This window comes from Paracoccus methylovorus (assembly GCF_016919705.1).
Taxonomy (GTDB): domain Bacteria; phylum Pseudomonadota; class Alphaproteobacteria; order Rhodobacterales; family Rhodobacteraceae; genus Paracoccus; species Paracoccus methylovorus.
Map to the genome: position 1 here is coordinate 184,328 of NZ_CP070368.1, position 25,304 is coordinate 209,631.

Below are 25,304 nucleotides of genomic sequence, written 5' to 3' on the forward strand. Positions count from 1 at the left end.
AATGGACAAAAAGGCCCTGGGAAAGGGCCTTTAAGTTTCAGATGCGGTGGATCAGAAGTCCATCTTGACGCCAAGCGTGACCGTGCGACCCGGAGCCCAAAGAGGGTCCACATCGCGCGGACCGCCCTGAACATAGCTTGAACGTTCGTAATAGGCTTCATCGAAGAGGTTGTTGACGTTCAGCTGAACAGCGATGTTTTTGTAGTTCTGTGGCCGCCATTCGCCGTAAAGGTTGACTACGGTGTAGGAATCGTGGGCTGCGAAACCGGCTTCCTGCATCTCTGCGGTCGAAAGCTTGCCGGCCCATTCGATGGTGCCGCCGACCTTCAGGTTATATTGCGGGATTTCCTGATCGATGAACAGCGTGGCCAGTTCACCGACTGGCATGACGGTCCCACCCTGCGGAAGGACGTTGGTGCCGTTCTGAGTCACGTCCGCCTTGGTGAACGAGCCGCCGATCCGGCCTGTGCCCCAGCTATAGGCAGCCTGCATCGTAAAGCCTTTGCTGCGATAGTCGTCCGCATTCTCAAGATAGCCAACGGTTGTATTGTATTCGCCCAGACCTTTCAGCTTGGTGTCGAAATAGGTCAGGTTGCCGGTCCAGTTGCCTTGGTTCGCGTTCAGGCCGACCTTGATGTTGGATGCCTCGGCAGGCCGGTAATCGGGGTTGGTCGTAAAGCTTTCGTCCCGCGCATGCAGCAAGCCGTATTCCCCGACCTGATAGCCAAGCCAGGTATGCGAGGCCCCTGCAAAAACCTCGTATCCTTCAGAGAATTCATAAGAGGCCGTCCCGTTTACGCTGGCACCTGTGTCGGTAAAGCGATTGTTGTGCCAATCGGTGAAGCGGTGATGATCCACCCGAATGCCCGTGGACAGGTCGATGCCGTTATCGAACTCGAACCGGCCCTGCACGAAGGCGCCGATCTGCATGGTCTCCAGCGTCCAGACGCCCAGCCCCGCGTCGCCGAAATTGTCGACACGATAGTCGTTATATGCCCAGTCCACCCCGGCGGTGATCCGGCCCTGATCCAGTGTGAAGGTGTTCTTCATCACCCCTCCGACGGTCGAGGATTCCAGGTCCATATCGCCATTGGTCAGGCGGGGAGGTATCGCGGCATAGTTCGGGCGCCAGTACCCATTGCGCGCGAAATAGACCATTGCCTCGGGATCCCAGTTATCGGTAGGCGAGACAGCCGTATACTTGAGGCTGACCGAGTTGCGGGTCACATTCAATGGAAATACCTCGTCCGTCTGACCAAGATCCATATTCATCTTGATGACGCGGTCGGTGTTATCCTTGTTGTATTCGTAGGCCAGTTCGATCCGATGACCTTCGAATTCATAACCGAATTTGGTGAGCACCCCCCGGGTCGCGGGCTCGGTGCCGGGCATTTCGCGGCCGTTTCCTGCTTCGTAATTGTCTCCGTTGGCGCCATGGACCATGGCAAACCAGTCGAAGCCCTCATAGACACCGAAACCGGCAAGACTGCCGGAGATGCCGCGACCGTTGCTGCCATAGGACAGGCCGACACGGCCGCCCTGATTGCGGCCGTCGGTCAGCAGGTCGCGCGCGCCGACCGTTTCATAGCGCACAGCACCTGCAGCGGCGCCGAAGCCTGCATCGGCAGCAGCGGCGCCGGCCTCGACCTCGACCGATCTGAGGAAGGCGGGATCGATCACATTCGATCCGGTGTGGTGCCAACTGGTAACGCCCTGCGGCACGCCATCTACTGTTACGGCAAGGTTCGATTGCTCCATGCCGAACACATGGATGCGCTTGGAGGGGCCTGCTCCGCCCGAAACAGTAATGGCCGAATTCCGCGAGAACAGTTCTGACACATCGGCCGGCTGTATCGCTTGAATATCCTCGGGGGTGACGGACACGCCACCTGTCGCCTCGACATTTTCTTGTCCCGAGGACACCAGCGTAATCGGGTCCAGAACCACGGTGTTTTGGTTGTCCTGGGCGTAGAGTGCTGTCGTCAGAGCAAGCGAGGACACCCCCGCCAGAGCGATGATTCCGTATCTTTTCATTGTGATAGCCTTGGGCTGTATAGAGCTGTGATGCGATTTATAGACTTGGAGTCCGAATGCACAAGTATTTTACTCGGGAATAGGTAATTCGATACTGATATTCTCGGAACTGTTGCGTACCCGCGTCACATCGCCTTAGTGACGCGAAGATAGGCCGGCGACTGCCCAGTCTTGCCGCCGGGGCTGGCGCAAACAGGGGTAATGGGGTTACAGCAAAGCCTGACCCGCAGCCCGAGAAGTCATAGATGAGCATCAATCTTTATCAAAACGACCTGCCGGACGATCTGGACCTGGGTCCGGTCGTGGCCATTGATACCGAGACGATGGGGCTCGACCCTCGCCGCGACCGGTTGTGTCTGGTGCAACTCTCCTCGGGCGACGGCAATGCGCATCTGGTGCAGATCGCCCGCGGCCAGCACGAGGCGCCCAACCTGATGCGGATGCTGACCGATCCGGCTGTGCTGAAGCTGTTCCACTTTGGCCGTTTCGATATCGCCGCGCTGGAAGCCGCCTTTGGGGTGGTGACCAAGCCGGTCTGGTGCACCAAGATCGCGTCGAAGATGGTGCGCACCTTTACCGACCGGCACGGACTGAAATACCTGCTTTCGGAAGTTGTCGGCGTCGATATTTCCAAGCAGCAGCAGACCAGCGACTGGGGCGCGGCAGAGCTGTCCGAAGCGCAGCTGGAATATGCCGCCTCGGACGTGCTGTATCTGCATGCGCTGAAAGCCGGGCTGGAAAAACGGCTGGAGCGCGAGGGGCGGCTGGGTCTGGCCCAGGCCTGTTTCGATTTCCTTCCCGCCCGGGCCCATCTGGACCTGCTGGGCTGGGGGGATGAAAACGACATCTTCCATCACTAGGTTGCGGGTCATGAGCGCATATCTCGATACCGCCCGCCGGGTGATCCGCACCGAAGCCGAGGGGCTCGCCGCGTTGGCTGACAGCCTTGGCGACAGTTTTGATCGCGCGGTCGATACCATTCTGGCGGCACGCGGCCGGGTGGTCGTCTCTGGCATGGGCAAGTCCGGCCATGTGGGACGCAAGATCGCAGCCACCCTGGCCTCGACCGGAACCCCGGCGCAGTTCGTCCACCCCGCCGAGGCGAGCCATGGCGATCTGGGTATGGTCACGCAAGGCGACGTGGTGCTGGTGCTGTCCAATTCGGGGGAAACGCCCGAGATTGCCGACATCGTTGCCCATACCCGCCGGTTCCAGATCCCGCTGATCGGCGTTGCCGCGCGTCCGCAATCGACGCTGCTGCGTCAGGCCGATGTGGCGCTGGTCCTGCCCGCGGCCCCCGAGGCTTGCGGCACCGGGATTGTGCCCACCACCTCGACCACCATGACCATGGCGTTGGGTGATGCGCTGGCTGTCGCGCTGATGGAGCACCGCAAATTCACGCCCGAACATTTCCGCACCTTCCACCCCGGCGGCAAGCTGGGCGCGAAACTGTCGCGCGTGGCCGATCTGATGCATCAGGACATGCCGCTGGTCGCCGAAACCGCGCCCATGGCCGATGCGCTGCTGACCATCAGCCAGAAAAGCTTTGGCGTGACTGGCGTGACCGATGCCCAGGGGCGGCTGACCGGCATCATCACCGATGGCGACCTTCGCCGGCATATGCAGGGTCTGCTGGATCATACGGCAGCCGAGGTGATGACCGCGAATCCGCGCACCATCGGCCCCGATGCGCTGGCCGAGGCCGCGCTTGCCGAAATGCAGGCGCGCCGCATCACCAGCCTGTTCGTTGTGACCCCCGACGGGGTGCCGGCGGGTCTGATCCACATCCATGATTTCCTGCGGACGGGGCTTGTGTAGGTGACGACCCGCTCGTGCATAGTTGCCTGGCTACGGGTGCTCCTGCCGCTTTCGGCGCTGGCGCTTTTGTCGGTGTTGTTTCTTTTGGGCCGCAAGCCCGACCCCGAAGCCAATATCCCCTATGTCGATGTGGACCCGCTGGAACTGGCCGAGCGGCAGGCGGTGACCAACCCGACCTTTGCCGGCGTTACCCGGGATGGCGCGCAACTCAGCATCTCGGCTGCAGAGGCGCGTCCCGGTGGGCCAGAGGACGAAGGTCATGCGCAAGCGGTGCGCATGACCCTGCGCGGGCAGGATGGCCGTGCGGCGGACGTCAGCGCCGGCATGGCCACGTTGCAGGGCCAGCAGGTGCGGCTGGGCGAAGGGGTGCGCATGACCACTGCCGACGGCTGGGTGCTGACCGCGCCCGAGGTTCTGGCCTCGACCGTCGAGGGCAGCGTGATTTCCGAAGACGAGGTGAATGTCCGCGCCCCCTTTGGCGAGTTGACGGCGGGACGGATGGAATTACGGCCCTCGGGGCAGGGCAGCGGCAATCATGTTCTTGATTTGAGCGGCGGAGTCCGCTTGATATACCGCCCATGACCCGGCGGCACCCGCCGCGCAAAGGGTCTTCAGGCGCCAGAAAGGAAATCCGATGATCCGGCCCGGACCGCTTTTGCCCGTGATCCTGTCGCTTATGCTGGCGGTGGGCCCGGCGCTGGGGCAGGGAACGGGCTTCGGCAACGCGCAAGACATCAAGGAACCCGTCGAAGTAACGGCCGATTCGCTCACGGTGGATCAAAAGACCGGGCAGGCGACTTTTTCCGGCAATGTGCTGATCGGGCAGGGTGCGATGCGGCTTTCGGCCGAGCGGGTGACGGTCAGCTATGCCGAGGGCGACCAGCGCAGGATCAGCGCACTGCGTGCCGAAGGAAACGTGACGCTGGCCAGCGGCGAGGACGCGGCGGAAGCCCAAGCCGCCGATTACGATGTTTCCTCCGGCACCATCGTGCTGACCGGCGACGTGCTTCTGACGCAGGGGGGCAATGTGCTGGCGGGCGACAAGGTCACGGTGAATCTGGAAAGCGGTACGGCCAACGCCTCGGGGCGGGTGCGCAGTGTGCTGCAGCCGGGGAACTGACGCATGGCCGGGGAACAGGGGCTGCGGGTTCAGGGCCTGCGCAAATCCTATCGCAACCGTCCGGTGATCCGGGACGTGGCGCTGGATCTTGATCGTGGAGAGGTGGTGGCGCTGCTTGGTCCGAACGGCTCGGGCAAGACCACCTGTTTCTACTGCGTGGCCGGGCTTGTCGCACCTGATTCGGGTCAGGTGCTGATCGACGGTCAGGATGCCACGCGGCTGCCGATGTATCGCCGCGCCCAGATGGGCATCGGCTATCTGCCGCAAGAGATGTCGATCTTTCGCGGTCTGACGGTCGAGCAGAACATCATGGCCGTGCTGGAACTGGTCGAGCCGCATGTCCATCAGCGCCGCGAGCGCCTTGAAGAGCTGCTGGGCGATTTCTCGATCGGCCATCTGCGCACCGCCTCGGCCATGGCGCTGTCGGGGGGGGAGCGGCGGCGGGTCGAGATCGCCCGCTGCCTTGCAGCCAATCCCGGCTATCTGCTTCTGGATGAACCTTTTGCCGGCGTCGATCCGATCGCGGTGGGCGAAATTCGTGCCCTTGTGCATGACCTGAAAAGCCGTGGTATCGGGGTGTTGATCACCGATCACAACGTGCGCGAAACGCTGGAAATCGTGGATCGCGCCTATATCCTGCACGACGGCCATGTGTTGAAATCCGGCACTACGGCCGAGATCGTCGCCGATCCGCAGGTCCGCCGCGTCTATCTGGGCGAAACCTTCCGCATGAACTGAAGACAAGGATGGGAAATCCTTTGCGCGCAGCCGTTGACACGGGGGCGGGGCTGTCACCAAATGAGGTTATGGACGGGCAGGACGCCCGGCCTGAGAAACCCGGACGCGGTAGCCTGCGCGAGGCCCGCGAAAGACCAGACCGGGCAACCGAAAGGACGGACCACCATGCGCTATCAGATCAGCGGAAAACAGATCGATGTGGGCGATGCGCTTTCAACTCATGTCAAGACCGAACTTGGTGCTACTGTTGACAAGTATTCGCAGCGCCCGACGGACGCGACGGTCATCTTTTCCCGCAACGCGCATGAATTCATCTGCGACACGGTGGTGCACCTGTCAACCGGGCTGACCGCCCAGGCCAAGGGTGCGGCCACCGACATCTATGCGGCGTTCGAGCAATGCCGCGAGCGGATGGACAAGCAGCTTCGCCGCTATAAGCGCCGGCTCAAGGATCACTACAAGGATCGGACCCAGCCGGTTGAATTCGAGCAGGCGGGGATGTATGTCCTTGCCGCTGATGAGGACGAATGGGAAACGCAGGAAAACGGCCTGCAACCCATCATCATCGCCGAGATGGAAACGCGCGTGCCCACCCTGTCGGTTGGCGACGCGGTGATGCAGATGGAACTGTCCGGCAGCCCGCTGCTGGTCTTCCGCAACGAGAAACATGGGGGCGTGAACGTCGTCCACCGCCGCGAGGACGGCAACGTGGGCTGGATCGACCCCCGCAATCTGGGCTAGACTGACGCAGACGAACAGTCTTATTGAACCAAACGTCCCGGCCGCGCAGCCCGCGGCCGGGACCTGACAATTTTCGGGCGATATGCAGATCAGCGACATTCTCTCCCCCGCCGCCGTGCGGACGATGAGCCAGACCACCAGCAAGAAGCGACTGTTCCAGGAAATTGCCGAACAGGCGCGGACGGTCTATGGCGTGGACGCCGCCCAGACGCTGGACGCGCTTCAGGAACGCGAAAGCCTGGGCCCTACCGGCGTAGGCCATGGCGTGGCGCTGCCCCATGCGCGGCTGCATGGGCTGGACCATGTGGTCGGCCTGTTCCTGCGGCTGGAAAAACCTTTGGATTTCGATGCGGTGGACCGCCAGCCGGTGGACCTGATCTTTGCGCTGCTGGCCCCCAAAAGCTCGGGCGTCGATCACCTGAAGGCGCTGGCGCTGGTTTCGCGCACGCTGCGCGATCAGGATCTGCGGTCCAAGCTGCGTGCCAATGAGGACCCTGTGGCCCTGCACGCGATGCTGTCAGCGGCGCCGGGGATCAAAGCGGCCTAAGGCTATCGGCCCTACCGGGAAAAGAGTGAACTGCGGCCGCATCTGCGCTATACTCGCGCCGGGGGAGGAAAACTGAAATGACCAGACATATTGCAGATCGCAGCCACGAAAGCAGTGCCCGCCGCACGCAATATTACACGCGGCAGGAACGCGAATCGGCCCTTCATCCGGCCATTGCCGCCCTGCGCATGCGGCCACATGCCCGTAGCGAGGCGGCGAATCGCCGCGCCGTCGAATTCGCCCGGATCGAACGCGGTCATCGCATTTGATCCTCGCTTTACCAATGTGAAACCGGCCGGGCATCGCTGCCCGGCCGGTTTTCATTTTTCTTGCGATCAGCTACGGACCAGCTTTTCGTAATCGTCGGAGATCTTGCGGGTGTGGTCGCCAACCTGGAAATGCCAGTCGCCGATCTGCCCGACCGGGGTGACCTCAGCCGCAGTGCCGGTCAGGAAGCATTCCTGAAAGCCGTCCAGTTCTTCGGGCTTGATACGGCGCTCATGAACAGGAACGCCGTTGTCCTTGAGCATCTGGATGACCGTCTGCCGGGTGATGCCGTTCAGGAAACGGTCGGCCAGCGGAGTGTGCACCTCGCCATCCTTGACGAAGAAGATATTGGCGCCGGTGGCCTCGGCGACATAACCTTCCCAGTCCATGAACAGCGCGTCCGAACAGCCTTTTTCCTCAGCCGCATGCTTGGACATGGTGCAGATCATGTAAAGCCCGGCGGCCTTGGCGGCGGTGGGGATGGTCTCGGGGCTGGGGCGCTTCCACTTGGCGATGTCCAGCTTGGCGCCCCGCCATTTCGCATCGCCGTAATAGCTGCCCCATTCCCAGGCGGCGACGGCCATGCGGACCGGGTTACGGCGGGCAGAGACGCCCATGTCCTCGCCCGAGCCGCGCCACATCACGGCGCGGACATAGGCATCCGTAAAGCCGTTGGCATTCAGCACTTCTTCCTTGGCCCGGTCGATTTCGTCGGCGGTGTAGGGCGAGGTCATGTCCAGAAGCCGGGCCGATTCGATCAGCCGTAGCGAATGCTCATGCCCCTTGAAGATCTTGCCGCTATAGCACCGCTCGCCCTCGAATACCGAACTGGCATAGTGCAGCGCGTGGGTCAGAAGATGGACGTTGGCGTCGCGCCACTCCACCAACTTGCCATCCATCCAGATTTTGCCATCACGATCGTCATATGCGCCCGCCATTCTTCCCTCCGGCCGGTTCTGTTTCGGAATGTTGCGCTGTCAGATGGTGTCTGGCAAAGAAAGTTGCGCAACTTGGGGTCCGGGCTATCCATTCATGGTTGGAAAGTCAACAAGTCTGACGTAATAAGAGCCATGCAGTGAAGGGAAGGTCATGCAAAACAAAGTGAGCATCGCGCCGGCGGGCGGGGAAAGCCTGCTGTTTCTGACGGACGACCAGCTTCGCCGCGGGATCGAGGCGATGTTCTTTGCCTACCGCGCCTTCACTGCCGATCCCGACCTGATTCTGGCCGAACTCAACTATGGCCGCGCCCACCACCGGGCGATCCATTTCATCAATCGCGAGCCGGGCCTGACGGTGACGGCGCTGCTGGATGTGCTGGGTGTGACCAAGCAGTCGCTGAACCGGGTGCTGCGCACCCTGATCGAGGACGGGCTGGTTGAAAACCGCATCGGCCGCCGCGACCGGCGCGAGCGGCAGCTTTACCTGACCGACAAGGGCGCCTTGTTGGAACGCCGGCTGTCCGAGGCGCAGCGCGCGCGGATGCGGGCCGCATATCGTGCCGCCGGACCGCAGGCGGTGGCAGGCTTTCGGCAGGTGCTTGAGGCGATGATGGACCGCGACACGCTGCGCCAGTATCGTGCGCTGAAAGAACTGCCGGACGCATCATGACCATGCACGACCCCCAGCCTGCGGCCCATATTCTGGTCGTCGATGACGACGAACGCATCCGCAGCCTGCTGCGGCGTTTTTTGATGCGCAACGATTTCCTTGTGACGACGGCGCGCGATGCCGCCCATGCCCGGCGCCTGCTGGAAGGGTTGGATTTCGACCTGATCGTGCTTGACGTGATGATGCCGGGTGAGGATGGGTTCTCTCTGACCCGCGATCTGCGCAAGCGGATGGGCACGCCGATCCTGCTGTTGACGGCCAGGGGCGAGACGGGCGACCGTATCGAGGGTTTCGAAAGTGGGGCCGACGACTACCTGCCCAAACCTTTCGAGCCGCGCGAGCTTTTGCTGCGCATCGCTGCCATCCTGCGTCGCATCCCCGCAGCCGAAGCGAAGGGACCCAAGTTCCTGTCGCTGGGGCATCTGCGCTATGATGCCGACAAGGGTGAGTTGTGGCAGGGCGATGTGCCGTTGCGCCTGACGGGGACCGAACAGGCGCTGCTGAAACGTCTGGCCGATACGCCGCGCCAGCCGGTCAGCCGCAGCGCACTGATCGACGACGTGGGCCGCAGTCCCCCGGAAGAGGCCGGCGAGAATTCTGAGCGCGCCATAGACGTGCAGATCACCCGTCTGCGCCGTAAGATCGAGCCAGACCCCAAGGAGCCGCGCTATCTGCAAACCGTGCGCGGCACAGGTTACATGCTGGTGCCCGACTGACCTGACCAACATTGCACAGCCTTGGCTGCTGCTGGCGACCCGGCTGCGGCCAGGGGCGCAGCCTCCAAGGAGGGCAGATGAATGCTAGTCGCGGATAGATGCCGGTTCGGACTCGGCGGAGGCGCCTGTGCACTGGCGCGTTCCGCGGGTAAATGTTACATGCTCTGCGATGTTGTGGGCGATCTCATGGATCGGTTCACAGTGAGTCATGCCGATGATGATCCTGCTTTCGATGAAGGCAGCCAATTCGGTCGAGCTTGAGTTGGGGGATAAGAAAGGCATGTCAGTCTCTTCCGTTACTGCGGACTTCTACCTTATCCTTCGATCATGTCAGTTTAATGAACTTCCATTCGGGGGATGACAAAATGAAACGAGTCATTACCTACGGGACCTTTGACACACTGCATTTCGGCCATATCCGCCTGCTGCAACGTGCCCGGGCCTTGGGTGACTATCTGATCGTTGCTTTGTCTACCGATGAATTCAACGCGATAAAGGGCAAGGTTGCCTTTCACAGCTGGGAAGAGCGCAAGGCTCATCTCGAGGCGTTGCGCTATGTTGATCTCGTGATACCGGAAAAGACCTGGGAACAGAAACGGGATGATATTCCGCTGTACCGAGTCGACATTTTTACAATGGGTGACGATTGGCAGGGGAAATTCGATTTCCTTTCCGACCTTTGTGAGGTTCACTATATGCCTCGCACAGAAGGCATTTCTAGCACGATGATCCGTAATGGATTGCGGGCCTGATAAACAATAATAAAAGTTCTTTGGAGTTGGTTAATGCAGGTTAGATAGAACGAGAGCGAAAACGGACAAGGTTTATCACGCTGACTGATGAGTTGTCTTCGGGTTTTTGACTTTATGGCCCGCGCGGCGTTGTGCAAGAACCTGAAAATAGACTGCAAAGTGGATCGCATTGAGCTTTCCATCGATGCCGGTAAAAAGCAGCCCTATGTCCTCCTTAGACCCTGTTATTTTTGGTTCCGATCGGAGGCCCCAAGGCAAACTGGATCTGTTTCCCTGTTGGCGTGAGAGGACAATCTGCAGGTAATGCTGAAGTATCCTATTTATAGTCCCGTCCCTGCCGATGTCACCCTGCCACCGTCACAAGTCTCGCTCTATGATCGCTGCTATCCTGCCCCGCGAAACCAGAGGCATTTCTGACTCACCGCTACGGGAGCACTTGGAAGGTGCCCGCCCTTTATCATGAGTGGTCTTGGCCGTTGAATAATAGCAGCCGGCAACGAGAAATTATTACCGATAAGCTGAAAGGCGCATCTTCTTACAGGGACTTCTGGCCTTAAGTGATCGACGACATGCTCATGGAATGCAACAGAAAACTCCACTTCGGTGAAAATCTTAACAGGGCGCTGAAAAACTCCGGCCTCGACGCGCATCTTGGAGCGTGATTCACCAGCCACCGCTGGTATGACGGAGGTAGCGATGCGCGGATCGGACAAGGTGACGGGATCGCTGTTCAGCTACGTCGATCTTGAGGAGCGCATCCCGGCGCGGCATCCGTTGCGTAAGATCAGGGCGGTCGTCAACGATGCGTTGCGCGCCCTGGATGCCGAGGTCGACCGGCTCTACGCCGGCGAGGGCCGTCCCTCGATCGCACCGGAACAGCTGATACGGGCCAGCCTCTTGCAGATCCTTTCCTCGATCCGTTCCGAGCGGCAGCTCATGGAGCAGATGGACTACAACCTGTTGTTCCGCTGGTTCGTGCGCCTCGGGATTGACGACGCCATCTGGGTCCCGACGGTCTTCACGAAGAACCGCGACCGGCTCCTGACCACGGACATGTCCCGCAAGATCATGGCTGCCATCCTGGCGCATCGCGAGGTGGCGCCGCTGCTGTCGGACGACCACTTCTCGGTCGATGGCACATTGGTAAAGGCCTGGGCATCGATGAAGAGCTTCCAGCCGAAGGACAATCCGTTGCCCGACCGGAACGACGACCCAGGTGATCCGCCAGATACCGTCGCCCATGCCGAACCTTCCGATCAATCCACTACCGAACCCGAACCCATGACCCGCCCCACACGCCGCCACCGCAACGCCGAAGTCGATTTCCGTGGTGAACGGGGCTCCAACGCAACTCATGCTTCGATGACCGATCCTGATGCCCGGTTGTTCAAGAAGTCACCTGGCGCAGGCGCGATGCTGTGCTTCATGGGGCATAGCTTGATGGAGAACCGTGCCGGCCTGATCGTGCAGGCCGACCTGACCCAGGCGGGTGGCCAGGCCGAACGCCGTGCCGCCATCGACATGCTCCATCGCCATTCACCGGGATCCACACGGCGACTGACCCTGGCGGCAGACCGCGGCTACGACAGCGCCGACTTCGTCGCCGAGCTGCGCCAGATGGTAGTCACGCCGCATGTCGCCCAGAAGTCCCGGCATTCCACCATTGATGGCAGAACCACCCGGCATCCCGGCTACGCCAAATCTCAGCGGCGCCGGAAGAAGATCAAGGAACCTTTCGGCTGGGCAAAGACCATCGGCGGCATGGCACAGACCATGTATCGCGGTATAGAGCGTGTGCGAGCCCGCTTCACCATGGCGATAGTGGCCTGCAACTTGGCCAGTTTGCCAAAACTGCTCGCCGCTTGAGGCAGAAGGTTGCCTTTCCCCTGCGCAAAACGCCACCTCAAGCCGGAGGTGCGGGGAAACCGTTCTCCGCAGCGACCTTTTTCAGCGCCTTGCTAGACGCCCTAGTCAGCTGCATCTAAATTTCGGCACATAGATTTTGCTGTGTTTTCTGGCAGAAGCGTTTGACCGACGCGAGGATTTCGTCGGCGGATTTGACCCATCGGTAGGGCTTGGGGTTCTCGTTGTGCGCGTCGATGAATGCGACAATGTCCGCCTCGAGGTCGGCGGTGGAGCGGTGGACGCCCCGTTGCAGTTGCTTGCGCGTCAGTTCTGCGAACCAGCGCTCCACCTGGTTGATCCAACTGGCTGAGGTGGGTGTGAAATGCACATGCCAATGCGGGCGCCGGGCGAGCCAGGCCTTGATCTTGGGTGTCTTGTGGGTGGCGTAGTTGTCCATCACCAGATGCACGTCCCGTCCTTGCGGCAAGGTTGCATCGATCCGCTTCAGGAAGTCGAGGAACGCGGTCGCCCGGTGCCGCTTGTAGCATTTGCCGATCACCGCCCCTGTGGCGATATCGAGTGCTGCAAACAGCGAGGTCGTACCGTGGCGGATATAGCTGTGGGTTCTCCGCTCGGCGACACCCGGCGCCATCGGCAACACCGGCTGTTCCCGATCCAGCGCCTGAATCTGGGATTTTTCGTCCACGCACAGCACGATGGCCCGGTTCGGTGGGGCCATGTAAAGGCCGACGATATCCTGCACCTTGTCGACGAACAGCGGATCGGTCGAGAGCTTGAACGTCTCGCTGCGATGCGGTTGCAGGCCGAAGGCGGCCCAGATCCGGCGGATGGTGGTATGCGACAGGCCCGTCGCCACAGCCATCGAGCGGATCGACCAATGGGTGGCGTCCTTCGGCGTGGTGTTCAGTGTCCGCTCGATCACCTCGGCTACCTGATCGTCCGACACCGTGCGGGGCCGACCAGGACGATATTCGTCGGTCAGCCCCTCGATCCGGTCCCTGACGGACCGTCTGCGCCACTTGCCGACAGTATGCTCATGCACTCCGAGCCGCGCGCCGACCTCCTTGCTTTGCAGCCCTTCCGCACAGAGCAGGATTATCCGGCACCGGTCCGACAGCGAACGCGCCGCCTTGTGCCGTCGAACCTGAGCCTCCAGAAACCCGCGCTCCGCGGCGCTCAGAACCACCTCGTCCGCCACCCGGCCTACCATAGCATCCTCCGAAACCGCTCGGATCAATGATACGGACTACAGTTCCGGGGGAATAGGGTCCAGACTCATTGATGGTTAAAGCCAGAAGATGACGGCGGCTGCCAAAGCGATGGCAGACAGGAAGACCTTGGGGCATCTGTCGTAGCGGGTAGCGATCCGGCGCCAGTCCTTGAGCTTGGCGAACAGGTTCTCAATCCTGTGCCGCTGGCGGTAGAGCAGCTTGTCGTAGGCAAAGGGGACCTTGCGGCTCCTGGATGAGGGAATGCACGGCGCGATACCCTTGGCGGCAAGCGCCTGCCGGAACCCGGCGCTGTCGTAGCCGCGGTCGGCGATAAGCGTCCTGGCCGGCGGCAGGGTGTCGAGCACGAGGCTTGCGCCCTTGTGATCGCTCATCTGGCCCTTCGACAAAGCCATGATGATCGGCCGGCCCTCGCCGTCGCAGACAGTGTGGAGCTTGAGTTCAGGCCATCTTTTGTGCGGCCGATACGACGGGGAACAGCCCCTTTTTGAGCAAGCTCGCCGCCGTACGGTGGGCCTTCAGATGCGTCGCGTCGATCATGATGCGCTCCGGTCTCGGCCCCTCGCGGGAGAGCCCCGCGAAGATGCGGTCGAACACGCCGAGCCGGCTCCAGCGGATGAAGCGGCTGTAAAGCGTCTTGTGCGGCCCATAGTCCTTGGGTGCATCCTTCCACTGCAGGCCGTTGCGGATCACATAGACGATCCCGCCCATCACCCGCCGGTCATCGACCCGTGGCACACCATGCGACAGCGCAAAGTAAGGCTCGATCCGCGCCATCTGCCGCTCGCTCAGCAAAAACAAATCACCCATCACAGCCTCCTCAACGGACACTGTGAATCACACATCATGACTAATTAATAGGTCCCCAGCCTAGCTATGATTGGGCTTCTCCACGATCATGGCCAAGATAGCACCAGGCCAACGTGCGTGGGCGGGTATGTGTGCAAGATGGGTATTGGGGCAACGAAGAAGCCTTCGTTACGCCGCGGTGTCTTCTTTGTTGCATAAATACCCATGCTCCGCGGGCAAGAAGCTGGACATATGAGAAGGGGCCCGAAGGCCCCCTAATCATGCCAATGCGCCGTGGCAGTGCTTGAACTTGTTGCCGGACCCGCAGGGGCAAGGATCGTTGCGCGAGGGATTGCCCCAGGTGGTGGGGTCCGTCTCGTCAAAGCCGGCGACGCGGCCCGAGACTTCACCGCCTTCGGCCTCTTCATGCTCGGGGTGCATTTGCGCCTCGACCGCCTCTTGCTGCTGCTGATATTCGCGCAGCATCTGTTCGCGTTCGGCATCGGTCAGCGGGCGGATACGGGCCAGTTGCTGCGTTACGTCGAAGCGCAGCCCATCCAGCATGGTTTCGAAAAGCTGGAAGCCCTCGGTCTTGTATTCCGACAGCGGATCGCGTTGTGCGTAACCGCGGAAGCCCACGACGGAGCGCAGGTGTTCAAGCGTCACCAGATGTTCGCGCCATTTGGCGTCGATTTGCTGCAGCAGCACCTGTTTTTCAATCTGACGCATGTTCTCGGGACCGAATTGTTCGGCCTTCTGCGTCATATAGGCACTGGTGGCCTGTTGGACGCGTTCGCGGATGGCATCCTGATCCACGCCCTCCTCGGCCGCCCAATCGGCGATGGGAAGGTCCATGTTCAGCCGCTCGACCACTGCGTCATGCAGGCCCGTGATGTTCCATTGCTCGGCATAAGCGCGCGGCGGCAGGTATTGGTCGATCAGGTCGTCGATCACCTGCGCGCGCATGTCGGCCGCAATGTCCCCGACCTCGTCCGTATGCATGATTTCCAGGCGCTGGCTGAAGATGGCCTTGCGCTGGTCGTTCATCACGTCGTCGAACTTCAGCAACTGTTTGCGAATGTCGAAGTTGCGGCCCTCGACCTTGGCCTGGGCGCGTTCCAGCGACTTGTTGACCCAAGGGTGGACGATGGCCTCGCCCGCTTTCATGCCCAGCGACGACAGCACCTTGTCCAGCCGCTCCGAGCCGAAGATGCGCATCAGGTCGTCTTCCAGCGACAGGAAGAACAGCGAACGGCCGGGGTCGCCCTGACGGCCCGAACGCCCACGCAACTGGTTGTCGATACGGCGGCTTTCATGGCGCTCAGTCGCCAAGACGAACAGGCCGCCCGCGTCCAGAACCGCCTGTTTCTCGGCGGCATGCTCGGATTCGATCCGGGCACGCACCTCGTCGGGGTTCGCCTCGGGATCGGCGGCCAGCGCTTCCATTACCTTCATTTCGACGTTGCCGCCCAACTGGATGTCGGTGCCGCGCCCTGCCATGTTGGTGGCGATGGTCACCGCGCCCAGCTTGCCGGCATCGGCGACGATCTTGGCCTCTTGCTCGTGCTGGCGGGCGTTCAGCACATTATGCTCGATACCCTCCTTGCCAAGCATTTGCGACAGCATCTCGGATTTCTCGATTGAGGTGGTGCCGACAAGGATCGGCTGACCCTTGGCATGGGCCTCTTTGATCGCCTCGATCACGGCAGCATATTTCTCGGCCGCGGTGCGATAGACGCGGTCATGCTCGTCGATACGCTGCACGGGGCGGTTGGTCGGCACCTCGACCACGCCGAGCTTGTAGATTTCGGCGAATTCCTCGGCCTCGGTCGCGGCGGTGCCGGTCATGCCCGAAAGCTTGTCGTAAAGCCGGAAATAGTTCTGGAAGGTGACCGAGGCGAGCGTCACGTTTTCCGGCTGAATGGCGACGCCTTCCTTGGCTTCGATGGCCTGGTGCAGACCGTCGGACAGGCGGCGGCCCTTCATCATCCGGCCGGTGAATTCGTCGATCAGCACAATTTCGTCGTCGCGCACGATATAGTGCTGGTCGCGCAAGAACAGCTTGTGAGCACGCATCGCCTGGTTGACGTGGTGGACGATGGTAGTCGATTCCGGGTCGTAGAGCGTCTGCCCCTCGGGCAGGATGCCTGCGGCTTGCAGGCGCTTTTCAAGAAACTCGTTGCCTTCCTCGGTAAAGGTGGCGTTACGGGACTTTTCGTCCAGCTTGTAATGCTCGGGTTGAAGCTCCGGCATGAACTTGTCCAGCGTCATGTAAAGTTCGCTGCGGTCCTGGCTGGGTCCCGAGATGATCAGCGGTGTGCGCGCCTCATCGACAAGGATGCTGTCCACCTCGTCAACGATGGCATAGAAATGCCCGCGCTGGGTCATCTGGTCGATCGACCCTTTCATGTTGTCGCGCAGATAATCGAAGCCCAACTCGTTGTTCGTGGCATAGGTGACGTCGGCCTGATAGGCCTGTCGCTTTTCCGCATCCTCCTGGAAGGGGTAGACGACGCCGGTGGTCATGCCCAGTTGCGCGAACACCTTGCCCATCCATTGCGCGTCGCGTTTCGCCAGGTAGTCGTTGACGGTGACGACGTGGACGCCCTTGCCGGCCAGCGCATTCAGATATGCCGGGAAGGTGGCGACCAAGGTCTTGCCCTCGCCGGTCTTCATTTCGGCGATATTGCCCTGATGCAGGAAGATGCCGCCCATCAACTGCGTGTCAAAAGCGCGCAGGCCGATCGCGCGGCGCGCGCCTTCTCGGCAGTTGGCGAATGCTTCGGGCAGAAGCTTGTCCAGATCCTCGCCCGATTGTGCCCGACCCTGAAGCTCGCGGGTCTTGCCGATCAGGTCGGCGTCCGACAAAGCGCGGAATTTTTCCTCCAGCGCGTTGATCTGGGCCACCAGCGGGCGGACCGATTTTACCTTGCGGTCATTGGGCGTGCCAAAGACCAGTTTCGCCAAGTTTCCGATGCCGAGCATATGAACCTTCAAAATCGCGTATCTGGGGTGCGCGGGACGTTCCGCCCACTTGCCGGCACCATTCGCCTTGCCCTATCACTTGGGCCGGAAAAACGGCGACGGGCGCGCATTTTCGGTTGCGCTGGATGTATGCCCCGGCCGGCCCACTGTCAACGCTTGCGCCCGTTCACCTGTACGTGGACGCGCCGTCCCATAAAGGGGAATAAAATGCTGAAACCGCTTTTCGCCGTCTCTGTGCTGCTTTCGGGGATCGTTCCGGCCCTGCCCGCGCTGGCGCAGGATGCCGACACGGTCGTCGCAACCGTCAATGGCGAGACGATCACGCTGGGCCAGATGGTCGCCATGCGGCAGGGGCTGGACGCGCAGTCGACGCAGGGCTTGCCGGATACGGCTCTGTGGGACCTGATGCTGGACCAGATGATCCGCCAGACCGCCGTGGCGCAGGCGGCCGAGCCGCTGAGCAAACGTGACGCCGTCGCGCTGGAAATCGAAAAACGTGCCTATCTTGCCGGTTCGGTTCTGGAAAAGATCGCCGCCGCCGAGCCGGACGAAGCTGAGCTGAAAGCCGCCTATGCGCAGGCTTTTGGCGATCAGACCCAGCCCGCCACGGAATACAGCGCCGCTCATATCCTGGTGAAGACCAAGGAAGAGGCCGAGGCTATTGCCCAGCAGATCAAGGATGGCGCCGATTTCGGCCAGTTGGCCGAAGAGAAATCGACCGACAATTCCGGCCCCAACAAGGGCGACCTGGGCTGGTTCCAGCCCGAGCAGATGGTCGAGCCCTTTGCCGAGGCGGTCAAGGCGCTGGAAAAAGGCCAGGTCTCAGACCCGGTCGAGACCCAGTTCGGCTGGCATCTGATCAAGCTGAACGACACGCGTGAGGTCACCCCGCCCGCGTTCGAGGAAATCAAGGACCAGCTTGCCGTGCAGGTGCGTCGCGACAAGGTGCAGGCCGAGATCGAAAAACGCATGTCCGAAGCCACGGTCGAAAAGACCGAAGGGCTCAGCCCCGATCTGCTGAACAAAACCGACATCCTGGGAGAGTGAGCGATGGCCAAGACGGGCGAAAAGAGGTCCAGGCTTTCCGATGCTGAAAAGCTGAAGTCCCTGAAGAAGAAGCTGAAAAAGCTGAAAACCGCGGTGAAGGAAACGGTGAACGGCATCGAGTCCCGGGCAGGAGCCGTGGTCGAGGCTGCGGTGAAATCGAAAAACCCGGTTTCGCCGCTGGCGCCGGCGCACTTTCCCGATCTGCCGGTGATCGAGGGTGCCGAGTTCGCCTCGGGCGCGGCCGGGGTGAAATATCAGGGCCGCACCGATGTCATGCTGGTGCGGCTGGCGCCGGGTACGGCCATCGCCGGCGCCTTCACCAAATCCTCGACCCGTGCGGCCAGCGTGCTGGACTGTCAGGCCAAGCTGGCGTTGAAGCAGGACGTTGGCGAAGGCGCTGCGATCATCGTGAACTCGGGTAACGCCAACGCCTTTACCGGCAAGAACGGGCAAGAAGCGGTGGATGCGGTCACGGGCGGCGTCGCCAAGGCGCTTGGCGTGCCGCGCGAGCGGGTTTTCTCGTCCTCCACCGGGGTGATCGGTGAGCCGCTGCCGGCCGACCGCATCACCACCGTCATCGGCGACCTTGCCGCCAATCTGGATGTGGGCGGCGTCGCCGGTGCGGCGCAGGCCATCATGACCACCGACACCTTCCCGAAAGGCGCGGCAGCGAGTTTCGAGGGCGAGGGCGGCACCATCAATATCGTCGGTATCGCCAAAGGGTCGGGCATGATCGCGCCCGATATGGCGACCATGCTGGTCTATATCTTTACCGATGCCCGGATCGAGCCGAAGCTTTTGCAAAAGATGCTGTCCGCCCGGCTGGACCAGACCTTCAACGCCATCACCGTGGACAGCGACACCTCGACTTCGGACGCGCTGATCCTGGCGGCGACCGGCAAGTCGCAGGCCGCGCCCATCACCGATCTGCGCTCGTCCCCTGCCCGGGCCTTTGGCAAGGCGCTGGGGCAGGTGATGCTGGATCTGGCGCAGCAGGTGGTCAAGGACGGCGAGGGCGCGACGAAATTCGTCGAGGTGCAGGTGACGGGCGCGGCCAGCGATGCCGATGCGCACCGCGTGGCCATGGCCATCGCCAACTCGCCCTTGGTCAAAACCGCCATCGCTGGCGAGGATGCGAACTGGGGCCGGGTGGTCATGGCCGTCGGCAAATCCGGGGCCGAGGCTGACCGGGACCGGCTGACCATCCGCTTTGGCGATATGGTGCTGGCCGAAAAGGGCTGGCGCGCCCCCGGCTATGACGAGGCCGCCGCCAGCGCCTATATGAAGCGCGACCATCTGGTGATCGGTGTCGATCTGGGGCTCGGCAAGGGCGGGCGCACCGTCTGGACCTGCGACCTGACCCATCGCTATATCGACATCAACGCCGACTATCGCTCATGAAGACGCTGCTTGTCGCGGCCGTCGCGTTGATCGACGCGGACGGCCGCGTGCTTCTGGCACAGCGCCCCGAGGGCAAGTCCCTCGCGGGTCTGTGGGAGTTTCCGGGCGGCAAGGTCGAACCGGGCGAAACCCCCGAGCGGGCATTGATCCGAGAGCTGCATGAAGAGCTGGGTATCGAGACCTGGGGGTCCTGCCTTGCGCCACTGACTTTCGCCAGCCACAGCTATGACGATTTTCACTTGCTGATGCCCCTGTTCGCTTGCCGGCGCTGGCAAGGCGTACCGATGCCTCAGGAAGGGCAGAATCTGGTTTGGGCGCGTACCCATGAATTAAACAAATATCCCATGCCGCCCGCCGATTTGCCGCTTATTCCCATTCTTCGCGACTGGTTATGAGACATATCGGTCACGTCCAAGAAAGCCGCATCATCATTTTGCCGCAGCTTTGAACATTCCCAGTTAACATTTAACGATTTTGCGACAATTCTGAAATCCTGTAGAGGAGGAGATCGGACATGATTCGCACTATCACGATTGGAAGCTGCATTTCTGTCCAGGGTATCTTTGAAAGGCAGCAAACCAACGGGAATATCGTAGTCCGAGTAGGCAGCAAGACCTATGAGGGTAAGCCCGTCCTGTCCTGATACAACAGAAACGTGCCCATGATAACGGAACGGGGTCCGTCACGGACCCCGTTCTTTTTTACAATTTTGTAAAGTGAAGCGCCGATATGGAAAGGGCGGACCCCAAGGCCCGCCCAATCAGTCTTTCCGCTCGCGGATCACAGCTGACGCTGCACTTCTTCGCGCTCGAAGATCTCGATGACATCGCCCTTGCGAACATCGTCGTAGTTTTCAAAGGCCATGCCGCATTCCTGACCGGACTGGACCTCTTTGACCTCGTCCTTGAAGCGCTTGAGCGTTTTCAGCGTGCCTTCGTGGATCACCACGTTGTCGCGCAGCAGGCGCACGCCGGCGGAACGCCGTGCCACGCCTTCGGTGACGAGACAGCCGGCGACATTGCCCACGCCCGAGACACGGAACACTTCCTTGATCTCGGCATAGCCGATGAAGTTTTCGCGCACTTCGGCCGACAACAGGCCCGAGGCCGCCGCTTTGATGTCATCCACCAGATCGTAGATGATCGAGTAATAGCGGATCTCGACCCCCTTCTGGTTGGCGGAGCTGCGCGCCGGAGCGTTGGCGCGGACGTTGAAGCCGATCACGGGTGCCTGGCTGGCCTCGGCCAATCCGACATCCGATTCGGTGATCGCGCCGACGCCGTAATGCAGCACGCGAACGCGCACCTCGTCGTTACCGATCTTTTCCAACGCCTGGACGATGGCTTCGGCCGAGCCCTGCACGTCGGCCTTGATGACCACCGGCAGTTCGGCGACGCTTTGGTCGGCCTTGGCCTTGGCCAGCATCTGATCCAGCGTGACCGCGGCGCCGGCGGCAGCGCGTTTGTCCTTGGCGGCCTGAATGCGGTAATCCGCAATCTCGCGTGCCTGCGCCTCGGTCTCGACGACGTTCAGCACGTCGCCCGCCTCGGGCGTACCGTTAAGACCCAGCACCTCGACCGGAACCGAGGGGCCGGCCTCGTCGATGCGATCGCCCTTGTCGTTGATCAGCGCGCGCACCTTGCCCCACTGTTCGCCGACGACAAAGATGTCGCCGCGCTTCAGCGTGCCGTTTTGCACCAGAACCGTCGCAACCGGGCCACGGCCAACGTCCAGCTTGGCCTCGATCACCGCGCCTTGGGCGGGGCGTTCGGGATTGGACTTAAGCTCAAGGATCTCGGCCTGCAGCGCAATGGCTTCCAGCAGGTTATCAAGACCTTGGCCGGTCTTGGCCGAAACCTCGATATCCTGAACCTCGCCCGACATCGCCTCGACGACGACCTCGTGCTGCAGCAGGTCGGTGCGGACCTTTTGCGGGTTCGCAGCCGGCTTGTCGACCTTGTTGATCGCGACGATCATCGGCACGTTGGCAGCCTTGGCGTGGTTGATCGCCTCGACCGTCTGCGGCATCACCGCGTCATCCGCGGCCACCACCAACACGACGATATCCGTCACCTGCGCGCCACGGGCCCGCATCGAGGTAAACGCGGCGTGTCCGGGCGTATCGAGGAAGGTCAGCAACGCGCCGTTCGACGCCTTTACCTGATAGGCGCCGATATGCTGCGTAATGCCACCGGCCTCGCCCGAGACGACATTGGCATGACGGATCGCGTCCAGAAGCGAGGTCTTGCCGTGGTCGACGTGCCCCATGATCGTGATCACGGGCGGCCGCGCCTTCAGGTCCTCGGGCCGGTCCTCGACCTGATCGATGACCTGCTCGACGTCCGAATCCGAAACGCGCACCGTGCGATGGCCGAATTCGTCGATCACCAGTTCAGCGGTATCGGCATCGATCGACTGGTTCGCAGTCACCATCATGCCCATGCGCATAAGCGACTTGATGACATCGGGCGTGCGTTCGGCCATGCGGTTGGCCAGTTCCGACACCACGATGCTTTCGGGCAGTTGCACGTCGCGCACCTGCTTTTCGGCGCGCTGGCTGTTGCCCATGGCTTTTTGCCGGGCTTTTTCCTGCTTGCGCTTCATTGCGGCCAAGCTGCGTTGCCGCCCGCCTTCGCCGTTCAGCGCCTGGCTGAGCGACAGCTTGCCCGTGCGGCGACTGTCGTCGCGGCTCTTGTTGCGGCTGTCGCGGTCGTCGGCTCCGCTGCGGCCGTCGCGTTCGCGGTCGGTCTTGCGCGGAGCAGCGGCGGTGACACCCTTGGTCTCGGCACGCGAGGCCGCGGCTTCGGCGGCGGCACGGTCGGCGGGTGTCGTGGGGCGCGCCTCGGTCTTCGGCTTGGTGACCTCGGCCTTTTTCTTTTCGCGCAGTTCGGCTTCGCGGGCGCGGCGTTCATCCTCTTCGGCTTTCAGCCGCAGGGCTTCCTCGCGCTCACGCTCTTCGCGTTCTTTCGCCTCTGCCTCCTGGCGGCGGCGTTCGCGTTCTTCCTCGCGGGCCTTTTCTTCGGCGACGCGTTGCACGGCCTCTTCGGCCTCGCGGGCCTTGGCGGCCCTCAGCGCGGTAAGGCGACGCTCCATCTCGGCATCAGAGATGCCTGCGGGACGCTTCGACGGGTCGCCCGACACAGCCGAAGACGAACCGGGGCGCCCGCCGCCAGCCGCCGCACCGGCCTTGCCCGGAACGACCACACGCTTGCGCTTGGTCTCCACGACCACGTTATGGGTCCGTCCGTGGCTGAAGCTTTGCTTCACATGGCCCGAACGGCCGCCACCAAGACCCAGGGGTTTCTTTCCGTCAGTATCGCTCATCCGATCTTCATTCCTTCCCGGCGGAAGCACCGCCGTCATGCCCGCGCAGACCCGTCAGTCTGCTCGCGTCCCTGATCAATTTTTCGGTCAGGCCCCCCGGCGCAAGCGCGCTGTGTATGACATGATCGCGCCCAAAGGACAAACCCAATTCTGATGCGGTCATGCAGCCGAACCACCGGCCCCCGGGTGGGGTCCAGAGCTTGCCTTTGCCGCGTTCCGATCCGTCGCTGGCCTGCAAAAGCACCTTGGCCTTGCCGGCGGCCAGCCAGTCCTTGACCTTTTCGAAGCCGGCAACCGCCAACCCCGCCTTGCGTGCGAGCGACAGCGTGTCGGTCACCCGTCGCGCCAGCCCGGTCTCGATCATCGCCAGAAGCTCGGGCGGCGCGGTGACGCGCGCTTTTGCGCCGCGTGAAAACAAACCCTTGGCGGCAGCCTTGTCCAGCGCCGGCCGGTCGGCCACCACCCAGAAGCCGCGTCCCGGCAGCTTCTCGGCCAGATCCGGCCACACCTCGCCATCGGGGCCCGCGACAAAGCGGATCAGCCCAGCCTTGGGCTGGACTTCGCCCGTCACGATGCAGCGCCGTTCGGGCGTCTCGCGGTCCTTGATACGGCCCCCGCGTGTCATCTGTTTCCCGGGGCGTTACACCCCGGCCTCCTGTTCGTCGCCCTCGGCTTCGGTCTCGCCGGCCGATTCCATCTCGGTCGGATCAACCCAACCCAGCATGACGCGGGCGGTCATAACCAAATTCTGCGCCTCTTCCAGACTGACATTGAAGGGTTCCAGAAGGCCGTCGTCCTTGACGCGCTGGCCGTCCTGCGTGGTCCAGCCGCCGGCCAGTTCCCAGTCGGCGCAGGTGGCGAATTCCTCCAGCGTCTTGATGTCGTCCTTGGCCAGTGCCTCGACCATCTGCGGGGTCAGCCCCTCGAAGCCGATCAGGCTGTCCTCGGCGCCAAGGGCGCGGGCGTTTTCCAGCGCAGCCTTGTTTGCGGCCTCCAGATGCTCGCGGGCGCGGGTCTGCAATTCCTCGGCAGTCGACTCGTCCACCCCTTCGATCGAGAGCAGCTCGTCCAGATCGACATAGGCCACTTCTTCCAGGTTGGTAAAGCCTTCGGCCACCAGAAGCTGGGCAAAGAACTCGTCCAGATCCAGCGCGTCCATGAACAGCTTGGTGCGGGCGTTGAATTCGGCCTGACGACGCTTGGATTCCTCCTCTTCCGTCAGGATGTCGATGTCGAGACCGGTAAGCTGGCTTGCCAGCCGCACGTTCTGGCCGCGCCGGCCGATGGCCAGCGAAAGCTGTTCGTCCGGCACCACCACCTCGATCCGGGTCGCGTCCTCGTCAAAGACGACTTTCGCGACTTCGGCCGGTTGCAGCGCGTTGACTAGGAAGGTCGCCTGATCGTCCGACCACGGAATGATGTCGATCTTTTCGCCCTGCAATTCGCCCACCACGGCCTGCACGCGCGAACCGCGCATGCCGACGCAGGCGCCGACCGGGTCGATCGAGTTGTCGTAAGAGATCACCGCGATCTTGGCGCGCGAGCCGGGGTCGCGGGCGACAGCCTTGATCTCGATCACGCCGTCATAGATTTCCGGCACTTCCATCTTGAACAGTTCGGCCATGAACTGCGGATCGGTGCGCGAAAGGAAGATCTGCGGGCCACGTGCCTCGCGCCGCACATCCTTGACATAGGTGCGGATGCGGTCGTTGGGGCGATAGCTTTCGCGGCCGATCTTTTCGTTGCGGCGCAGGATCGCCTCTCCCCGGCCCACATCGACGATGATGTTGCCGTATTCCTCGCGCTTGACGACGCCGTTGATGATCGAGCCGATGCGATCCTTGAATTCTTCATACTGCCGGTCGCGTTCGGCCTCGCGCACCCTTTGCAGGATGACCTGCTTGGCCGATTGCGCGGCGATACGGCCCAAGTCGACCGGCGGGACCTGCTCTTCGAACACGTCGCCGGGCTGCGGCTTGCCGCCAAAGTCCTCGACCTTTTGGCCGTCGCGCATCCAATAGGTGCGGCCATCGCGCGAGGGTTCGAAATAGGGCAGGGCTTGGGCGACGGTAAGCTGGGCTTGATAATTTTCCACCGCGTCATCCTCGACCACGGTGCGGGCGCGGGTGAAGCCTGCGTTCCCGGTTTTGCGGTCGATATGGACGCGGATGTCCATTTCCGAGCCATAGCGCGACTTTGCCGCGCGAGCCAGGCTGTCCTCCATCGCCTCGATCACCAGATCGGGGTCGATCATCTTTTCCCGCGCAACGGCCTCGGCAGTTTGCAGCAGTTCAAGCTGGTTGGCAGAGGTGATGGCCATTC

Annotated in this window: 22 protein-coding genes and 1 pseudogene; 15 read left to right on the forward strand and 8 right to left on the reverse strand. The window is 62.0% G+C overall.

Annotation, left to right across the window (positions count from 1 at the left end; genetic code table 11):
- Nucleotides 1–51 precede the first annotated feature (51 nt).
- Nucleotides 52–2,034 carry a TonB-dependent receptor domain-containing protein gene (locus tag JWJ88_RS00885; RefSeq protein ID WP_205294244.1) on the reverse strand — a complete coding sequence of 661 codons (1,983 nt, stop codon included), beginning with the start codon at nucleotides 2,032–2,034 and terminating at the stop codon, nucleotides 52–54.
- Between the two features lie 245 nt (nucleotides 2,035–2,279).
- On the opposite strand from JWJ88_RS00885, the gene JWJ88_RS00890 reads away from it, so the two are divergent.
- From JWJ88_RS00890 to JWJ88_RS00925, 8 genes are all read left to right on the forward strand, one after another.
- Complete coding sequence (locus JWJ88_RS00890) at nucleotides 2,280–2,894, forward strand: ribonuclease D (protein WP_205294245.1); 615 nt, start codon at nucleotides 2,280–2,282, stop codon at nucleotides 2,892–2,894.
- Nucleotides 2,895–2,904: 10 nt separating this feature from the next.
- The gene (locus JWJ88_RS00895; RefSeq protein ID WP_205294246.1) at nucleotides 2,905–3,852 is read left to right on the forward strand and encodes a KpsF/GutQ family sugar-phosphate isomerase; all 948 of its coding nucleotides are present in this window, start codon (nucleotides 2,905–2,907) and stop codon (nucleotides 3,850–3,852) included.
- A complete protein-coding gene (locus tag JWJ88_RS00900; protein ID WP_205294247.1) occupies nucleotides 3,853–4,434 on the forward strand; it encodes a hypothetical protein in 582 nt (193 codons plus the stop codon).
- 52 nt (nucleotides 4,435–4,486) lie between these two features.
- Entirely contained in the window at nucleotides 4,487–4,972 is a 486-nt protein-coding gene (gene lptA, locus JWJ88_RS00905; protein ID WP_205294248.1) for a lipopolysaccharide transport periplasmic protein LptA, read from the forward strand.
- A 3-nt stretch (nucleotides 4,973–4,975) separates the two neighbouring features.
- Nucleotides 4,976–5,710: an LPS export ABC transporter ATP-binding protein gene (lptB, locus tag JWJ88_RS00910; RefSeq protein WP_205294249.1), complete on the forward strand. Its 735-nt coding sequence runs from the start codon at nucleotides 4,976–4,978 to the stop codon at nucleotides 5,708–5,710.
- Nucleotides 5,711–5,875: 165 nt separating this feature from the next.
- A complete protein-coding gene (hpf, locus tag JWJ88_RS00915; RefSeq protein WP_205294250.1) occupies nucleotides 5,876–6,451 on the forward strand; it encodes a ribosome hibernation-promoting factor, HPF/YfiA family in 576 nt (191 codons plus the stop codon).
- A gap of 82 nt (nucleotides 6,452–6,533) precedes the next feature.
- Complete coding sequence (locus JWJ88_RS00920) at nucleotides 6,534–6,998, forward strand: PTS sugar transporter subunit IIA (protein ID WP_205294251.1); 465 nt, start codon at nucleotides 6,534–6,536, stop codon at nucleotides 6,996–6,998.
- 77 nt (nucleotides 6,999–7,075) lie between these two features.
- Nucleotides 7,076–7,267, forward strand: coding sequence for a hypothetical protein (locus JWJ88_RS00925; protein WP_205294252.1), 192 nt, complete (start codon nucleotides 7,076–7,078; stop codon nucleotides 7,265–7,267).
- A gap of 66 nt (nucleotides 7,268–7,333) precedes the next feature.
- Here the strand turns inward: JWJ88_RS00925 and JWJ88_RS00930 are convergent, their stop codons facing one another.
- Entirely contained in the window at nucleotides 7,334–8,203 is an 870-nt protein-coding gene (locus tag JWJ88_RS00930) for a branched-chain amino acid aminotransferase (protein WP_205294253.1), read from the reverse strand.
- Between the two features lie 151 nt (nucleotides 8,204–8,354).
- Here JWJ88_RS00930 and JWJ88_RS00935 point away from each other — a divergent pair, with 151 nt between their 5' ends.
- From JWJ88_RS00935 to JWJ88_RS00950, 4 genes are all read left to right on the forward strand, one after another.
- Nucleotides 8,355–8,873: a MarR family winged helix-turn-helix transcriptional regulator gene (locus tag JWJ88_RS00935; protein WP_205294254.1), complete on the forward strand. Its 519-nt coding sequence runs from the start codon at nucleotides 8,355–8,357 to the stop codon at nucleotides 8,871–8,873.
- Entirely contained in the window at nucleotides 8,870–9,589 is a 720-nt protein-coding gene (locus JWJ88_RS00940) for a response regulator (protein ID WP_205294255.1), read from the forward strand. Before JWJ88_RS00935 ends, JWJ88_RS00940 begins: the two co-directional genes overlap by 4 nt.
- Nucleotides 9,590–9,954: 365 nt before the next feature.
- Nucleotides 9,955–10,341: a glycerol-3-phosphate cytidylyltransferase gene (gene tagD, locus JWJ88_RS00945; RefSeq protein WP_205294256.1), complete on the forward strand. Its 387-nt coding sequence runs from the start codon at nucleotides 9,955–9,957 to the stop codon at nucleotides 10,339–10,341.
- A gap of 696 nt (nucleotides 10,342–11,037) precedes the next feature.
- Nucleotides 11,038–12,207: an IS5 family transposase gene (locus JWJ88_RS00950; protein WP_205294257.1), complete on the forward strand. Its 1,170-nt coding sequence runs from the start codon at nucleotides 11,038–11,040 to the stop codon at nucleotides 12,205–12,207.
- A gap of 115 nt (nucleotides 12,208–12,322) precedes the next feature.
- Here JWJ88_RS00950 and JWJ88_RS00955 read toward each other — a convergent pair whose 3' ends face one another.
- The 3 genes and pseudogenes from JWJ88_RS00955 to secA all read right to left on the reverse strand — a co-directional run bounded on the left by JWJ88_RS00955 (nucleotide 12,323) and on the right by secA (nucleotide 17,210).
- The gene (locus JWJ88_RS00955) at nucleotides 12,323–13,417 is read right to left on the reverse strand and encodes an IS630 family transposase (protein WP_205294258.1); all 1,095 of its coding nucleotides are present in this window, start codon (nucleotides 13,415–13,417) and stop codon (nucleotides 12,323–12,325) included.
- 75 nt (nucleotides 13,418–13,492) lie between these two features.
- Nucleotides 13,493–14,246, reverse strand: a pseudogene (locus JWJ88_RS00960) (IS5 family transposase).
- 258 nt (nucleotides 14,247–14,504) lie between these two features.
- Entirely contained in the window at nucleotides 14,505–17,210 is a 2,706-nt protein-coding gene (gene secA, locus JWJ88_RS00965) for a preprotein translocase subunit SecA (protein ID WP_205294259.1), read from the reverse strand.
- Between the two features lie 207 nt (nucleotides 17,211–17,417).
- Here secA and JWJ88_RS00970 point away from each other — a divergent pair, with 207 nt between their 5' ends.
- The 3 genes from JWJ88_RS00970 to mutT are packed head-to-tail and all read left to right on the forward strand — an operon-like array spanning nucleotide 17,418 to nucleotide 20,053.
- Nucleotides 17,418–18,257: a peptidylprolyl isomerase gene (locus JWJ88_RS00970; protein WP_205294260.1), complete on the forward strand. Its 840-nt coding sequence runs from the start codon at nucleotides 17,418–17,420 to the stop codon at nucleotides 18,255–18,257.
- A gap of 3 nt (nucleotides 18,258–18,260) precedes the next feature.
- Entirely contained in the window at nucleotides 18,261–19,658 is a 1,398-nt protein-coding gene (gene argJ / locus JWJ88_RS00975) for a bifunctional glutamate N-acetyltransferase/amino-acid acetyltransferase ArgJ (RefSeq protein WP_205294261.1), read from the forward strand.
- A complete protein-coding gene (gene mutT, locus JWJ88_RS00980; protein WP_205294262.1) occupies nucleotides 19,655–20,053 on the forward strand; it encodes an 8-oxo-dGTP diphosphatase MutT in 399 nt (132 codons plus the stop codon). The genes argJ and mutT overlap by 4 nt, the downstream gene beginning before the upstream one ends.
- A 385-nt stretch (nucleotides 20,054–20,438) precedes the next feature.
- Here the strand turns inward: mutT and infB are convergent, their stop codons facing one another.
- The 3 genes from infB to nusA are packed head-to-tail and all read right to left on the reverse strand — an operon-like array spanning nucleotide 20,439 to nucleotide 25,302.
- Nucleotides 20,439–22,982 carry a translation initiation factor IF-2 gene (gene infB, locus JWJ88_RS00985; protein WP_205294263.1) on the reverse strand — a complete coding sequence of 848 codons (2,544 nt, stop codon included), beginning with the start codon at nucleotides 22,980–22,982 and terminating at the stop codon, nucleotides 20,439–20,441.
- Nucleotides 22,983–22,989: 7 nt separating this feature from the next.
- Nucleotides 22,990–23,607, reverse strand: a complete 618-nt coding sequence (locus JWJ88_RS00990; RefSeq protein WP_205294264.1) for an RNA-binding protein — start codon at nucleotides 23,605–23,607, stop codon at nucleotides 22,990–22,992.
- A gap of 15 nt (nucleotides 23,608–23,622) precedes the next feature.
- Nucleotides 23,623–25,302, reverse strand: a complete 1,680-nt coding sequence (gene nusA / locus JWJ88_RS00995) for a transcription termination factor NusA (protein ID WP_205294265.1) — start codon at nucleotides 25,300–25,302, stop codon at nucleotides 23,623–23,625.
- Nucleotides 25,303–25,304: the final 2 nt, after the last annotated feature.

Bases quoted from the DNA above. Each gene is read 5' to 3' on its own strand.
- mutT (WP_205294262.1), top strand. From the start codon at position 19,655: ATGAAGACGCTGCTTGTCGCGGCCGTCGCGTTGATCGACGCGGACGGC.
- JWJ88_RS00890 (WP_205294245.1), top strand. From the start codon at position 2,280: ATGAGCATCAATCTTTATCAAAACGACCTGCCGGACGATCTGGACCTG.
- JWJ88_RS00925 (WP_205294252.1), top strand. From the start codon at position 7,076: ATGACCAGACATATTGCAGATCGCAGCCACGAAAGCAGTGCCCGCCGC.
- infB (WP_205294263.1), bottom strand. From the start codon at position 22,982: ATGAGCGATACTGACGGAAAGAAACCCCTGGGTCTTGGTGGCGGCCGT.
- JWJ88_RS00990 (WP_205294264.1), bottom strand. From the start codon at position 23,607: ATGACACGCGGGGGCCGTATCAAGGACCGCGAGACGCCCGAACGGCGC.
- lptA (WP_205294248.1), top strand. From the start codon at position 4,487: ATGATCCGGCCCGGACCGCTTTTGCCCGTGATCCTGTCGCTTATGCTG.
- JWJ88_RS00885 (WP_205294244.1), bottom strand. From the start codon at position 2,034: ATGAAAAGATACGGAATCATCGCTCTGGCGGGGGTGTCCTCGCTTGCT.
- JWJ88_RS00950 (WP_205294257.1), top strand. From the start codon at position 11,038: ATGCGCGGATCGGACAAGGTGACGGGATCGCTGTTCAGCTACGTCGAT.
- hpf (WP_205294250.1), top strand. From the start codon at position 5,876: ATGCGCTATCAGATCAGCGGAAAACAGATCGATGTGGGCGATGCGCTT.
- JWJ88_RS00930 (WP_205294253.1), bottom strand. From the start codon at position 8,203: ATGGCGGGCGCATATGACGATCGTGATGGCAAAATCTGGATGGATGGC.
- JWJ88_RS00895 (WP_205294246.1), top strand. From the start codon at position 2,905: ATGAGCGCATATCTCGATACCGCCCGCCGGGTGATCCGCACCGAAGCC.
- JWJ88_RS00970 (WP_205294260.1), top strand. From the start codon at position 17,418: ATGCTGAAACCGCTTTTCGCCGTCTCTGTGCTGCTTTCGGGGATCGTT.
- argJ (WP_205294261.1), top strand. From the start codon at position 18,261: ATGGCCAAGACGGGCGAAAAGAGGTCCAGGCTTTCCGATGCTGAAAAG.
- tagD (WP_205294256.1), top strand. From the start codon at position 9,955: ATGAAACGAGTCATTACCTACGGGACCTTTGACACACTGCATTTCGGC.
- nusA (WP_205294265.1), bottom strand. From the start codon at position 25,302: ATGGCCATCACCTCTGCCAACCAGCTTGAACTGCTGCAAACTGCCGAG.
- secA (WP_205294259.1), bottom strand. From the start codon at position 17,210: ATGCTCGGCATCGGAAACTTGGCGAAACTGGTCTTTGGCACGCCCAAT.
- JWJ88_RS00920 (WP_205294251.1), top strand. From the start codon at position 6,534: ATGCAGATCAGCGACATTCTCTCCCCCGCCGCCGTGCGGACGATGAGC.
- lptB (WP_205294249.1), top strand. From the start codon at position 4,976: ATGGCCGGGGAACAGGGGCTGCGGGTTCAGGGCCTGCGCAAATCCTAT.
- JWJ88_RS00955 (WP_205294258.1), bottom strand. From the start codon at position 13,417: ATGGTAGGCCGGGTGGCGGACGAGGTGGTTCTGAGCGCCGCGGAGCGC.
- JWJ88_RS00935 (WP_205294254.1), top strand. From the start codon at position 8,355: ATGCAAAACAAAGTGAGCATCGCGCCGGCGGGCGGGGAAAGCCTGCTG.
- JWJ88_RS00940 (WP_205294255.1), top strand. From the start codon at position 8,870: ATGACCATGCACGACCCCCAGCCTGCGGCCCATATTCTGGTCGTCGAT.